Source organism: Sphingobium sp. TKS, assembly GCF_001563265.1.
Taxonomy (GTDB): Bacteria; Pseudomonadota; Alphaproteobacteria; order Sphingomonadales; family Sphingomonadaceae; genus Sphingobium.
The window spans coordinates 1,867,127-1,881,813 of record NZ_CP005083.1 but is presented as its reverse complement, the minus strand read 5'-3'; the positions used below and the strand labels follow the sequence as shown (position 1 = coordinate 1,881,813).

Annotated in this window: 5 protein-coding genes; all 5 read right to left on the bottom strand. The window is 65.0% G+C overall.

From position 1 onward, the window contains the following. Positions 1 to 28: 28 nt before the first annotated feature. Genes K426_RS09400 through K426_RS09380 form a run of 5 tightly spaced genes read right to left on the bottom strand, consistent with a single transcriptional unit; the run spans position 29 to position 14,356 of the window. Positions 29 to 1,384 carry an IS1380-like element IS1247 family transposase gene (locus K426_RS09400; RefSeq protein ID WP_006473457.1) on the bottom strand — a complete coding sequence of 452 codons (1,356 nt, stop codon included), beginning with the start codon at positions 1,382 to 1,384 and terminating at the stop codon, positions 29 to 31. Between the two features lie 54 nt (positions 1,385 to 1,438). Further along, positions 1,439 to 2,428, bottom strand: a complete 990-nt coding sequence (locus K426_RS09395; protein ID WP_237230001.1) for an ABC transporter transmembrane domain-containing protein — start codon at positions 2,426 to 2,428, stop codon at positions 1,439 to 1,441. Between the two features lie 50 nt (positions 2,429 to 2,478). Beyond that, the gene (locus K426_RS09390) at positions 2,479 to 3,873 is read right to left on the bottom strand and encodes a TolC family protein (protein ID WP_066556215.1); all 1,395 of its coding nucleotides are present in this window, start codon (positions 3,871 to 3,873) and stop codon (positions 2,479 to 2,481) included. Positions 3,874 to 3,885: 12 nt separating this feature from the next. Then, positions 3,886 to 4,593, bottom strand: coding sequence for an OmpA family protein (locus K426_RS09385; protein WP_197672775.1), 708 nt, complete (start codon positions 4,591 to 4,593; stop codon positions 3,886 to 3,888). Between the two features lie 52 nt (positions 4,594 to 4,645). Further along, positions 4,646 to 14,356: an Ig-like domain-containing protein gene (locus K426_RS09380; protein ID WP_066556214.1), complete on the bottom strand. Its 9,711-nt coding sequence runs from the start codon at positions 14,354 to 14,356 to the stop codon at positions 4,646 to 4,648. Between the last annotated feature and the right edge of the window lie 331 nt (positions 14,357 to 14,687).

Sequence of the window (14,687 nt, the reverse complement as noted above, 5' to 3'; positions counted from 1 at the left end):
TTTCGTTCAGTTTGAGCGTGGATCGCGATCATGCGCATAGCGGTGGCGCTCGCAATCGGCGGATAGCGGCGAGGATGGCGCGTACCATCGTGCCGGTGACAGCGACCTCGGCCAGCTGGAAGGTGATGGTGCGGGCGTGACGGACCACACGTGCCCCGATCTTGATCAGCTTCAGTTGCAGGCTGGTCAACGACCAGTCGGCCATGGCCTCGGGCAGCTCGATGCAGCGCAAGAAGGTGGCCAGGTTGTACGCCAGGGCGTGCAGTTGCAGCCGCACCTCATTGTCGCGGAACTTCCGGCACGACAGCCGCGTCCAGCGAAAGGCGTATTTGCCCTCTTTGATGTGCTGCTCGGCGGTGCCGCGCTGGTTGTAGAACCGCACCACCCAGTCCGGCTCCATCGGCAGGTTGGTGACGATGAAGCCGACACGCGGGAACAGTTCGCCCGGATGCCATTCGATCTTGGCGATCACCCGGCGTTCCTTGTCCCAGGACGCCGCCTGATACTCGAATTCCTCGAAGAACCGCTTGACCTTGGTCAGTGACGGCCGCCCGACAGGGCGCGTTAGCCGATGCGCGATCTTGTCCTTGAGGACCGCGTTTGCGGGCAGCCGGATGGCGTAGAAGAACCGCGCTTCTTCCAATCGCTCATAGATCGCCGGGATCGCGTAGGCAGCATCGGCCCGGAAGAACCTGCCACCAAGGTCGCGCTCCGCGTAGCGCGCAATGACGGGGTCGAGAACATCACGCCAGCCATCGGCGCTGTGGACGTTGCCATGGCGCAGGGCGCAGCGTTCCAGCATCCCGAACTGGTTGAACAGAAAGTTGGGGTGATAGCAGCTACAGTCGAAATGGCCATTCCAGGCGGACCCTTCCTGGTCGCCATGGGTCGGGCTGACCGAGCTGTCCATGTCCAGAACGATGTACTTCAGCCCGTTACGGTCATGGAACCGGTCGATCCATTGCCCGTTCAGGTCGGCCAGCGCGGCACGGTTCCCGGCCAGAGCCAGCGTCTCGGTCTCGAACCGTCCCATCTGCGATGCCGAGGCCGCTTGTGCATCGACCGCTCTGCCGCCGACAACTTGGCGCATGACCGGATCGCAGGCGAGACGGTTGGCGTCGTTGACATCCTCGTATCCGGCCAGCCGCCCAAAGACTGATTGCCGGAACAGGCCGTCGAGCCGATGGACCGTGTTCTTGCCAGAGCGAGTATCGCGCAGCGCCGCTGACGCCAAATCGGACAACCCGAGCGCGTCATCAAGCTCGCGCATCACCAGAAGGCCGCCGTCGGAACTGAGCTGCGTGCCGCGAAATTCCAGCCGCACGCGAGGGTCGAAATCCACCCGATCTGCCCGTTGCAAGCCCGCACCCTCTGGGTGATCCATGAAACGCGCCCCTCGCAGCCTTCAACACCATGTTTTATATAGGAAATATAATGGTCAGGACAGCGAAATCAGCGCCTTACTTGGGAAATGTGGGATCATGACGACCGGTACGATGGCCAGCCAGCCCCCCAGAAGCGCGATAATGCCGACGAAGAAGAAGAGGAAAGCAATGTCCACCACCAGGACCACGGTGGTCGAGGTGAAGAATTCCCGCACGGATTCGAACTCGGACACGCGCCGCGCCAATGCGCCGGTGCTGCCGGAGCGGCTTGCCAACGGCGTGTTCAGCACCTTTTCGAACAGGCGTTGCGAAAGGCGTTCGTCAATCTCGCGCCCCGCCTCGTCAACCAGCCTGGCGCGCGCGATCCTGAGCGCGAAATCCAGGCTGAAGGCCAGCATCACGCCGACCCCCAGCACCCAAAGGCTGGACGCCGCCTTGTTCGGGATGATCCGATCATAGACGTTCATCGTGAACAGCGGCAACGCGAAGGCGAGCAGGTTGATGATCGCCGCGGCCAGCATCACATAGCCGAAGCCGCCGCGCGCGCGCCAGACTTCCCGCCAGAACCAGTGCTGGCGCACTCGCTCGTCCCAGGGACGTTCCTCGGCGCGTTCACGGCCATGGTCGGCCATGACGACCAGCGCTTCGCCAGTGAAATAGCCTTCCAGATCGCTGAGCGGCGCCCAGACCGCTTCGCTCGCATGAGGAAGCTGGACCAGCGCATCGCCGGCCTTGATATCCAGCAGCAGCAGGAAGCGCCCGCCCCGGAGCGGCAGGATGGCGGGCAGATTGCCCGGCCGCCATTTGTCCAGCCGTCCCCGGACATGATCGCTCAAGAGACCGATCTGGTCGAGCGCGGATTCCGCCTGATGAAAGGGCAAGCGCCCGGATTCATCGACGGCGAGGCCGGCGCGAAGGCTTACGATACCCGGCGACCGGTCGAAATGCCGCGCCGCATGGGCGATGCTCTCCACCAGCTCGTCGCTAGGCGTGCCTTGATGGTCCAGCCATTCGGCCAGACTGAGTGTGCTTCGTTCCAACATTGTTTCCCCGCCCATCCGGGCTTGCGCCCGGATGACCCCAAAGATGGATCTTAGCCCGGATAACGCCGCCGCTGCAATTCAGCGGGCGGCAAATCTGGGACATCATATTTCTTCCGCGCATAGGGGTTTGCGCCCGAAGGTGCCGCTATGCCCAGAGTATCGAGAAGCGTGTTGGTGGCAGCCAGGATCTGATATTGCGCGAAAATCTCGGAAAAACGCGCCGTCTCGGTCCGCACCTGCGTGTTGAAGCGGGTGTTCTGGCTATCCAGAACGTCCAGCAACGAGCGCCGCCCGACATTGAACTGCTCGCGATAGGACACCAGCAGCCCGTCGGACACCGTGCCCTGCCGCGACAGGTCGGTAACGCGCTTCTTTTCCGTGTCCCAGCGATTCCAGGCGGTGCGGACATCTTCCTCCGCCTCGCGCTGGCGCTGGCTCAAGCGAAAACGCGCTTCGCTCGACCGGCGAGTCATTTCCTGGACCTTCGCCCGGTTGATGCCGCCATTATAGAGCTGCCAGCGCACGACCACCCGGCCCTGAATGTCGTTGGTGTTGCCCTTGAAGCCGTCCACATCCTGACCGACGCGGCCGGTTCCTTCCAGCGAGACCGTCGGCCCGAGCTCGGACTTGGCCTCATCCACTACGGCATGGGCCGCCTGAATATCGGCTTCTGCCTCACGCACCAGCGGATTGTTGGTGCGCGCGGCGGCAATGGCTTCGTCCAGCGTCGGCGGCACCGCGCTCATCACCGGATCGGGCATGGTGACCTGATCGATCGACAGGCCGGTCAGCGTGCGGAACTGGATGGCCGCATTGGTCATGTCCTGCTCCGCCTCGCTCTTGCGGACGAGGGCGGCTTGCAGCCGTTCTTCGGCCTGCTGCTGGTCAGCGATGCTGATCGACCCCTTGGTCACGCCTTCGCCCAAATCGCCCAGCAACTTGCGGTGGAAGGCGATATTGTCGTCCGCCGCCGCCACGACCCGCTGCTGGAGCATATAGTCGAGATATTGGCGGGTGACGTTCAGCGCCACGAACTGCGAGCGTTCACCGACGCGCAGGGCTGCGCCATCGGTCCGCGCTGCCTGCCGCCGCTTTTCCGCGCTGCGATAGCCGGAGTCCCAGACGGTCTCTTCGGCCCGCACGCTCGCTTCCAGCGGCCAGAGCGTCTGGTTGTCAAGGTTGAGGGCGCGGCGGGTGTCGTTTTCCAGACGGCGGACGCCAGCCGATCCCTCGACGCTGACGCGGGGCAGGTAAAGACCCTGCGCCTGTTCGCGTTCGAACTCGATCGCTTCCTTGTTCTGGATCGCCTGGTTGATCTCCGGATGGCTGTCGATCGCCGCGGCGATCGCGCTCTTGAGATCGGTGGTCTGGGCCCAGCCCGTGCTAACCATCGCCGCCGCACAAAGGGCGATCAGGCTGCCGCATGTCTTGCGCATGATAGTCATGCCTTCTTCCCCTTAATTCGCGCTGGCGGTGATTTCGACCCGACGATTCATCGGTTCGCGCACACCATCTGCGGTTTCGATCTTCAACTGGGTTTCGCCCAGACCGTTGACGGTCATGGCATCCGTGGCGATGCCCCCCTGGCTCATCAGGCTGGCGACATTCTGCGCCCGGCGCAGCGACAGACCGTCATTATAGCGGGTGCCGCCCGAGGTATCGGTGTAGCCGGTGACGCCGAAGCGCTTCCAGCCGCATTGCGCCGCCGTCTGCGTCAGCGTGGAGATGGTGCTCGCTCCTTCGGAAAGCGGGGTGTCCATGTTCCAGTCGAAGAAGATGGACACCGCCGGTGCCGTACAGTCCAGCGCGGGTGGGGCTGAAGCTGCCGACACCGGCGGCGGTGGCGGCGCCGAAAGGCGTGCCACAAAGTCGTCGCACTTGTTGATGCTGTCCGCATCCTTCGTGCCGGATTTGATGAAACCGATGGCGATGCCGCACTGGTTCTTCGCCTCGACGGCGTAGGTCCAGCGGCTGTCCTGGGCCGCACGCACGCTGGCGTCGCCCACAGCCTTGACCGCCGTGTCGTAACGGCTGGTCAGCGCATCCCTCAGTTCGGACTTGCCGAGTTGCAGCAAGGGCGAAGCAGGCGCCGCCCAGGCCGCAGTCGTCGTCAGCATGGCAGTCACCAGCCCGACGGCCGCCGCCCTTTCCAACGCATTTCGCATATTCACTCTCCCCAAAATTCCCCGCGAGAAAATTTCCAGATCAGCCCCAAAATCAGCCATGGGCGACCGCCATCGCTTCATGCGCCACCATCGCCGCGTCGAAGATGGCGGTGGCCGCTGCCAGATGCCCGCTGTCCATCGCCTCGCCCGCTACCGGGTTGAGGAGGAAGGGCGCGGCGACATGCTCGCCACCCGGCAGGGCGGCCAGCAGCGCATCGATATTCGGCACATCATGGGCGCCCAGCGCCTCCTTCACGACCTCGGCCGCATTCGCAGCGGGAGCCGCCTGCTGGGCCGCCAGAACCGCCGCCGCATTGCCGTCAAAGACAGGCGGCAGGTCGATCGACTGCGCCAGCAGACCCTGATGACCGCCCAGATCGGGCTGAGGCGCCTCAGCCGTTTCGGTTGCTGCGGCATGCGCATCGCCGCCGCCGGACAGGGTAGCATGCTCGGGCGCGGCTTCCTCGCCGCCATGGCTGGCCGGCGCGGCGGGCTGCTCATGCGTCGCCTTGTCGTCTGTTGCCGCGATCTTGGTCGACGAGTCTTCCTGCGTCGTGGTCGGCTCGGCCGTGACCGTGGCGGCCGGCGCGGTTTCCGTGACCGGCGCGGCGCTATCGGTCGCGGTCGGCGCGGGCTGCTCCTCGGTGGTGGTCGCGGTTGCGCCCGCCACCGCGACCAGGCTGGCCGCTACCAGCGCCTGGTTGAAGCCGCTGGCCGTGCTCTCCGTCTTGCTGGCGTCGCTTTCCTTGGCGCCGGTCGCAAACAGCACGTCGCCAATCGTGCCCTTGGTGCCGTCGGTGCGGACGAAGCTTGCTTCGCCCAGCACGGTGACGTCGCCATTGGCGGCGGTGTAGCTCTTGCCGTCGGCGTTCAGTTCGATCGCGGCAATGCCCGCATCGGTGAGCGACTTGAATTCGCCCGCGTCGACCACGCCATTGCCGTTTGCGTCCTGCCACACGCCGAATTCAGCGAATGCCGCATCCTTGGCATCGAACACGCCGTCGCCATTGCTGTCATAGGCAAGGCGCAGGCCGTCCAGATCGCTCGCCGCGCCGGGCGCGTCGTCGGCAAAGACGATGTCATAGCTGCCACCCGTCGCATGGGCGAGCAGGCCGTCATCGGAAGACACCCAGGCCGTCGCAACCTCGCCATGACCATAATCATGGGTCACGCCGCTCGACAGGCCGACAAACTCCAGCCCGTCCCCGTCGAGATCGATGGCGACCGGGGGAACAGCGACCGGAGTCAGCGTCACGCTGACCGAGCTGTTGACGCTGTCGCCGTCAGCATCCGAAGCGACGATGGCGTGGTTGATGTTGATCGGGGCGCCGCTGTTCAGCGTCTCGACCGAGAACACGCCAAGGTCGAAGGGGTTGTTGACGTGCGGCGATTCCACCAGCACCGCATCGAAGCCCTTGGTTCCGACAATCTCATATTTGTCGTTTACCTGCAGGCCAGAGATGGTGACGCTGCCTGAAGCGAATGTCACGCCGATGCTGCCCTGCGAGCCTGTGCCGGTGAAGGTGTAGATATTGCCCGTGCTCACATCGGTCACGATCACCTTGGCGATCGGGACGAAGCTTTCGCCTGTCTCTGGCGTCGCGGACGAGAAGCCCAAATCCTGGTCGTTGTCGGCATCGATGGCCGTGACCTTGATCGACACCGTATTGTTGGGATTGCCGCCGACCTGAGCGATATTCTGCTCGAAGCTGATGACGCTCTGATGATCGGCATAGGCGAAGCCGGTGGTGGTGGCGGGGTTGCCGACCAGCGTCTTGATGAGGTCGATGCGCACCGCCTCGTCGGGATTGACCGACTGGTTGTCGACGCCGATCGAGTCGCTGTCCGTGTTGACCGATCCCCGGGCGCCCGAAGCGCTGCGGCCGGAGAACAGCACGTCAATGGCATCGGTGGTATCGACGCCCAGGCCACGATAGTCGGTGTTGCCCGCCTTCGCCGCGCTGAAGCTGCTGATCGAAATCTCGCTGCCGTTGGTGATCGTGCCGTAAAGGTCGAACACATATTTGTCCGTCCCCGGCTGAAGCGTGATGGTGTAGCCGATGTCGCCGTCCGCCGTCTTCGCCGTCAGCACATTCGTGCCGTTGCCGAAGATGAACAGGTCTTCGCCGGCCAGGCGCAGCGTCGCGCCGCTGGTATCCTTGGCGGGCGCGCCGTCGGTGACGGTGAACAGCGCATTGCCGACGCCATCGGCGCCCGCCACGTTGGCGAAGTTGAGGTTGAAGGCCGTCGCCGGACTGTCATTGTTCGCCACCGATCCCGCCGCCGGCGTGAAGGCGCTGGGCATGTCGTCGTTGAACGAGATGTTGAGCTGCCCGATGGCCGAGGATGTCGGGTTGGTCGTAGCGTTATAGTCGCTGTCGGTGACCAGGAAATTGAGGCTGACCGAGGCGTCATTCTCATTCCCGCCGGCCGCGTGCAGCACATTGTCGAGCAATGTCACCGTATAGGCGCCGGTCGTCGGATTGACGACGACCTGGAACAGCGGCGTGCCCCGGCCACCGACCGTCGTAATGGTCGCGGTCAGCGTGTTGGTCGTGCCGTTCCAGCTATAGGATACGGTATCCGTACCAACCGTGCCGGTCGTGCCGTTCAGATTGGCGAAGCTCACGCTGCCGCCGCCGTCGGCGCCGAAGGTGAAGGGCAAGGTGCCGCTGTAGCTCGCCTCGCTGGGGCCGGCCAAGCCGTTGTCGCCCACATTGGCGTCGACGTCGCCGGTCGTGCTGGCCGCGTTGCCGCCGGTCAGGCCGTCATCATCCAGCTTGGCGGCGGTGTTGTCCGCCGTCGGCTTGTTCGCGTCGCCCTGGAAGGTGAACTTCAGCGTCGCGCTGGCCGTGTCATTGTCGGCATCGCGCATGACATAGGTGAAGCTGTCGAACGATCCCGAAGGCACCGAAACCTTGGGCGTGTAGATGTAGCTGCCGTCGGAGAATAGCTGCAACGTGCCATAGGCGCCGACGATCGTCTGGCTACCGCCCAGGGCGATGGCGTTGCCGCCGACCGATACGACGGCGCCAGGCGTGTCCGCGCCGACATGGTCGTTGGTGAGGACATTGCCGGTGGAGGCAGCCGCCTTTTCGATGGTCGTCACATTGTCGTCGACGGCGATCGGGCTGTCATCCTCGATCGTGACGGCGATGCTGGTGGCGACCGTGGCGGTGCCGTCGCTGACGTTCACGGGGACCAGGAAGTTCTTCACATCCTCAACATTGATGCCGCTATGATCGACCGACTGCAGCAGCGTCACCGTATAGGCGCCGCCATTGGTGATGGTGATCGTGATCACCGGCACCGCGCCGACCGAGCCGGTCAGCGTCTGCGTACCGACGCCGCTCCAGGTGACGGGCAGGCCGTCGGCGGTCAGCACCGCGCCCGGATTGTCCAGCGTCATGCTGATGCCGTCGCCGTCCACGTCGCTCGCGGTGATCGTGCCGGTCGCCACCGTCGCATTGGTGGTGTCGTTCGGCAGGCCGGGTGCGCTATCTGCATTGGCGCCGGTCAGCCCCTCTTCCGAAACAACCGCAACACCGCTGCCGACCTGCGGCGCGTCATTGGTGCCCTGGATGGTGATGCGCAGCACAGCCGTGGTGCTGTCGCCGTCGCCGTCCGTGATCGTATAGGTGAAGCTGTCCGTCAGCGTCTGGCCGTCGTCCAGATGCTGGACCGCCGCCAGGCCGTTGTTCAGCGTATAGGTATAGCCGCCCGAGGCATTCAGGACGAGCGTGCCATAGCTGCCGATCGCGTTGCCGCCGATAGGACCGCCAGTGACCGCCGTCACCGCGCCGCCCGCCGCCGGACCGTCGGCGCCCAGCGAGTCCGCGCCCGCCGGATTGCCGTCGCTGCCCACGCCCGTCAGCACATTGCCGCTGGCGCTGAGCGTCACATCTTCCTTGACGATGTCGGTATCGTCGGCCGCAACCGGCGTGTCGTCATCGACATTGATCGTCAGCGTGCCGGTGGCCGTATCATTGTCGGCGTCCGTGACCCGATAGGCGATGTCGAAGCTGACATTGTTCTCGTCACCGCCGAGCGGGTGGACGATCGCGGCATTCTGCGCCACCGAATAGGTGCCGGCGACCGGATCGGTCAGCGTCACGGTCAGAACGGTGGTGCCGCCCTGCTTCACCAGCAGCACGCTGCCGTTGCTTTCATACGTGAAGCCGGCTGGCGCGCCGGTGCCGAGCAGGGTGATGCCGCCCGCGCCATCAGCGCGATAGTCATGCCCCAGCGTGCCGGTGGCGTTGACGCTGTTCGCATCGTCGCCCGTGCCGTTGGCATTGCCGCCCAGCGCGTCGTCGTCCAGTTGCACCACCGGATTGGCGCTGACCACCGGCAGATCGTCGGATACGCTGACCGAGACGGTGCCGGTGGCCGTATCACCATCGGTGTCCTGCGCGATCACCTGTACCGATCCGAGCGCGACCAGATCGTCGACATTGATGCCCGGATGCGTGTCGTAATTGTCGTTGAGCGTGGCCGTGACGGTCGCGACATTGCCGACGACCGACAGGTCCAGCGTCACCACCACGCCGCGCTCGTCGGAACCGGTGATCTGATTGTCGGATACCCGCACCCAGTTCAGGTCGCCGGTCAGGCTGCCCGTGCCGCCGAACACGATCGAGGTGATCGCGTCCGAACCGGGCGTGAAGGTGATGGTGCCGCTGGTCGAGTCCGGATTGCCGGAGCTGGTGCCGCCCGCCAGATTCTGATCGTCCAGCGTCAGGCTGACCGGCCCGCTTGCGCTTGGGTCGGCGCCGTCCGTGACAGTGATCGGCTGCACGGCGGTCGACTGGTCGCCGTCGCCATCGGTGATGACATAGGAGAAGCCCGCGCTGACGCCGCTCGCATTGTTGAGATTGGTCGACGGGTTGAAGGTCCACGCCCCCGCCGCCGTGAAGGTATAGGCGCCGTAGGCCGTGTTCACATTGGTTGTGCCCTCGGCGTTGACCGCCGTCGTGACGCCGCCGATCGTGACCGAGGTCAGGGTGGCGCCATCCGCCCCCTGCGTGTCGTTGGTCAGGACGTTGCCGCCGATATTGGCGCCGTCCTCCGCCACGGTCTGGGCGGCGTCGTCCACCGCCGTCGGAATATCGTCCACCACATCGATGGTGATCGTGCCGTTGGCGATATTGCCGGAGCCGTCGACCGCCTGATAGGTGAAGACCTCCACACCCGCCAGCGGCAGGGCGCCGTCATTGGCGGTCGGGCCATCGACCGGCGAGGTCAGCGTATAGGTGTAGCTGCCGTCGCTGTTGAGCAGAAGCTGGCCATGGCTGCCAGTCGCCGGGCCGGTCAGCGTGTAGCTGACTGCGCCCACGACATTGAGCTGGCCCGTCGTCGTTTCCGTCGGCTGACCCGGCGTGCTGCCGGTGACGCTGCCAGCGGCGATGTCGTCGCCGGTGATGCTGGTGTCCAGCGCCGCCTCAAAGACCGTCTTCGTCTGATTGTCCGCCGCCAGCGCGACATTGGCGACATTGATGGTCAGCGTCGTCGTCGCCAGATCGCCGTCCGCATCGCGGATCGTGTAGACGAACACATCCTGCTTGTCGGCCGAGATGACATTGGGCGTCGCATCATAGCGATAGCTGCCGTCGGCAAAGAGAGTCAGCGTGCCGTAATCGCCCGCGACCGCCGTGCCGACATCACCGCTGACGGACGTGCTCGCGTCGCTGCCCTTGGCCACGCCGACCACGCCCGGCGCATAGCCGTCCGCGCCCGGCTGGTCGTTGTGGAGCACGCCGTCGCCAGCCGTGACGACCAGCGAGTCGCCTTCGGTCACGGAACCGCTGTCGGGCGCCGCGATCGGCGCGTCGTCCAGCACGGTGACATTGATCGTATCGGCCGGCGAGAGATCGCCGTCGCTGTCGGTCACGCGCACGGCGAAGGCGTCGCCCGCCTTGGGATCGGCCGCGCCGCTGATGCCGTCACCATCCAGCGGGTTATTGTCGGGATGGATCGGATCATTGACCGCCAGCGTGTAGCTGTAGCTGTAATGGCCCGCCCCATCGGAGGTCACGGTCAGCATGCCCGCCGCGCCAGCGACGACCACCGGCGTTCCCGCATTGGCCGCCGTCACGTCGATCCAGGCGCCGTTCTTGTCCTGCACCTCGACCTTGGTCAGCGTATCGCCGCCGGTCGCGATGGTCATGGAGCCGGTCGCCGTCTCGCTGTTCCCGTCCTCCTGCGTGCCGCCGGGCAGGCCGGCTTCGGACACGGTCATGTCTGCCACGGTGACGGTCGGCGTCGAATCCTGAAGCAGATTGATCGTCACCGTGGCGGTCGACTTGTCGCCATCGCCGTCGGTGATGGTGTAGGTGAAGCTGTCGCTGCCCTCCGCGCCCGCATTGGGCGTGTAGAGGAATACGCCATTGCCCTGATAGACGACGGTGCCTTTGGCCGCGCCGGTTTCCAGAGCTACCCCGCTGGCGAGGTCGACGCCGTCGGCCCCGGCTACGTCATTGGCGAAAACGTCGATCGTGACCGCCGCATTTTCCGTGAGCTGGCCCGCGCTGTCGTCCACTGCCGTCGGCACGTCGTCGACCACGCGGATATCCAGGCTGGCGCTATCGGTCGACCCATCGGTGTCGGTGACGACGACCGCAAAGCTGTCGGTCAGGCTGCCATCGTTCGCGCCGGTGTGCAGCAGCGTATTGTCGTTGAGGACATAGCTGTAGCTGACCGTCCCGCCGATCACATCGCCATCCGCGCCCACGGTCGGCGTGAAGCCGGTGATGCTGAGCGTGCCATAGGCGTTGGACAGGGTGACGCCGCTGATGAAGCCGCTCGCGCCGAAGATCGGCTGGCCGCCGACCGTGATGGTCGCCACGCCGTCCAGCGCGGACAGGGTGAAGCTGCCCGTCTGGGTCAGCGCCGCCGCATCTTCCGAGCTGCCCCCCGGCAGATCATTTTCGAGGACGGTTTCCTCAGCGCCCTCGCCGTCCAGACCGTTGATGGTCACGCCATCGTCGCTACCCTGGATGGTGATGGTGATCGTCGCGCTGGACGGATCGCCGTCGCCATCGGTCAACGTGTAGGTGAAGGTTTCGGTCAGCGTCTGGTTCTTGTCCAGACCCTGGACCACGCCATTTTCATTGTTCAGCGTATAGGCATAGCTGCCGTCCGCCTGGATCACGAGCGATCCGTACAGCCCGGCCAGCGGCGCGCCGACGGTCCCAGCCGTCTCGCCAAAGACGATGGCGCTGACATGCGCGCCGTCGGCGCCCTGCACGTCGGCATTGCCGTCCGTTGCGTTGGCGTCGCCGCCGCCCGAACCGGCGATGACATTGCCGTCAGCCACCAGCGGACCATCCTCGCGAACCGAATCCGCGTCGTTGGTCGCGGTCGGCACGTCGTCGATGATGGTGATGGTCAGCGTGTCGGTCGCCTGGTCGCCGTCAACGTCGGTGACAGTGACCACGAAGCTGTCGGTCACATTGTCGCCGGTCGTGTTGGTGGTCAGCGTGTAGCTATAATCGATGCTGCCTTCGCTGATGCCGGTGATCGTCAAAATGCCCTTGTCGGTGACGATTTCCTGCCCGACGCTGGTGATCGGGATATTGTTGATGGTGACGCTCGCCGGACCGTCCGGCGCGGTATAGGTGATCGTGCCGTCCGTGGTGTCGACGCCGCTGCCCGCATTGGAGCCCACCGGATCGGTCAGGCCGGATTCGTCGACGATCGTGCCCTCGCCCACCTTCGGGATGGAGATGATCATGACGTCGCTATTGGCGATATCGATCCGCAGCGTGGCGGTGGACAGGTCGCCATCGCCGTCGCGCAGCGTGTAACTGAAGCTGTCGCTCACGCCGCCCGGCGTTCCGGCCGCGCGGACATAGCTGTAGCTGCCGTCGGCGTTCAGCGTCAGCGTGCCATAGGCGCCCTCGAAGGTGCCGGTGGTCGCCACCACGGCACCGTCCGCACCCTTGACGTCGGCGCCGGCCGCGCCGGAGACGGTGCCCGCCCCGGTGATGACATTGCCGGTTTCCGGGCCATAGGTGCCAGCCGCGACGCCATCGACATCATTGTTGGCGGTCGGCACGTCATCGACGATCTGCACGTCGACCGTGGCATTGGCGGTCGACCCGTTGCGGTCGGTCGCCACCACGGCGAAGCTCTGCAGGATGCTGTCCACGCCTGCGCCGCTGTGGCCCAGGCTGTTGTCGGTCAGCACGAAGCTGTAGGTGAAGGTTCCGGCCGTCGGCACGCCACCCTGCGTAGCGGTCGCGGTGAAGCCGGTGATGGTCAGTGTGCCGACCGGCGTCGTCACCACTTGCCCGGCGACGAATGCGCCATTGGCCAGCACCGACACGCCGCCGACCGTGACGCCCGACAGGCCATCAGCGCCATTGACGCCGAAGGAGCCGGTCTTGGTGAGCGCCGCCGCGTCGGGAGAGCTGCCGTCCGACAGGTCATTTTCCAGCACGATGACTTCGGCGCCCTCGATCCCCGGTGCGCCGTTGAGGCCGGTGATGGTGATACCATCGTCCGCGCCGTTGATGGTGATGGTCAGCGTCGCCGTGGAGGTGTCGCCATCGGCATCGGTGATCGTATAGCTGAAGCTGTCGGTCAGCGTCTGGCCGGGCACCAGGAACTGCACCGCCGCATTGCCGTTGGCGAGCGTATAGCTGTAACCGCCCGACGCGGTCAGCGTCAGCGTGCCGTAAGTCCCCTGAAAGGTGCCGGTGGTCGACACTACGGCACCGTCGGCGCCCTGGATGTCGGCAACGCCATCGGTGGCGTTCGCATCGCTGCCGCCGCTGCCGGTCAGGACGTTGCCGTCCGCGACCAGCGGGCCGTCTTCGGTCACGCTGTCGACGTCGTTGACGGCGGTCGGCGCATCGTCCGCGATGGAAATGGTCAGCGTCGCGCTCGCCTGATCGCCGTCATTGTCGGTGACGACAACGGTGAAGACTTCGGCGGGCGGCGCGCCGACGACATTGTCGCTCAGCACATAGCTGTAGCCGATGGCGTCTTGCGCGATCGAAGTGATGGTCAGCACGCCGAGCGGCGTCACGACCGTCTGACCGACCGTCGTGATCGCAACGCCATTGATGGTCACGCCGGCCAGGCCGTCATTGGCGGTGATGGCGATCGTGCCCGTGGTGCGTTCGCTGTCGCTGGCAGCCGCCGAACCGGCCGGTTCATTACCGCGCGCAGGGAGGCCCGCTTCGCTCACGCCAGCAGTCGCGGCGGTGGCGCCGGTGGGCTGATCGGGCGTGATGATGGTGACTTCCGGTTCTTCATCGGGCGCGATCGGCAGGATTTCCCGCGTTTCGGGCTGAGGGAACAGCAATTCGGTAGGCGGCAGCAGATCGCCCAGACCATGAGGATCGCCCACATTGCCGTCCGGACCGAGGAAATTGCCACCGGAGCTGCGCGGCGGACCCGCGGCAGGCTGGGGCTCTTCCCCGATCAGCAGGGCGGCCAGGTTGACCGAAGGAATTTCGACATCGCCCACGACCAGGCGGGGCATGACCACCGCGCCGTCCAGGATCACCATGTCGGTGCCGTCGGGCAGGTGGACGATCAGATTGCGTCCGGAAACCTCGATCTGGTTGATGTCGGTTCCGGCGGGCAGCACGACGGTGCCGTCGGGATTGGGAGCGACCGTCCGAACGACGTCCGCATGATGCATCTTGCCGGGATGGACCGCCTTGCCCTTTGCGGCCAGAGCAGCCGCTTCAGGATGAAGGGTCTGCTGATGGTCGGCGGTGTCTTTGCTGTTCCAGTCGCGCTCGAAATCCATTGTCCATCCCACCTGTCGCCATGGGGGCATGGAAGGAGCGCGCAGAAGGCCTCGCTCCGAATGCATGGTGCATACGGACCTGGCGCCTTCCCCGACATTGCGGCAATCAGCGGATCAGCTATTGCCCCTAGTCAACGTTCTCCCGCCGGCAGGACTCTTTGCCAAAGTCGACTGCCGCCCCGGATTAACCATCTGCTTTTGTGTTTTTACTGACCCGATGGCTGACCTTATTCGCCGCCGTGCGAAATGAGTCACGCAGATTCCAGTTTTGTTAACCATTTTAATGCGATAGGGACTGAAAAATAACTTAAGGTCTATTACTAAAGATATA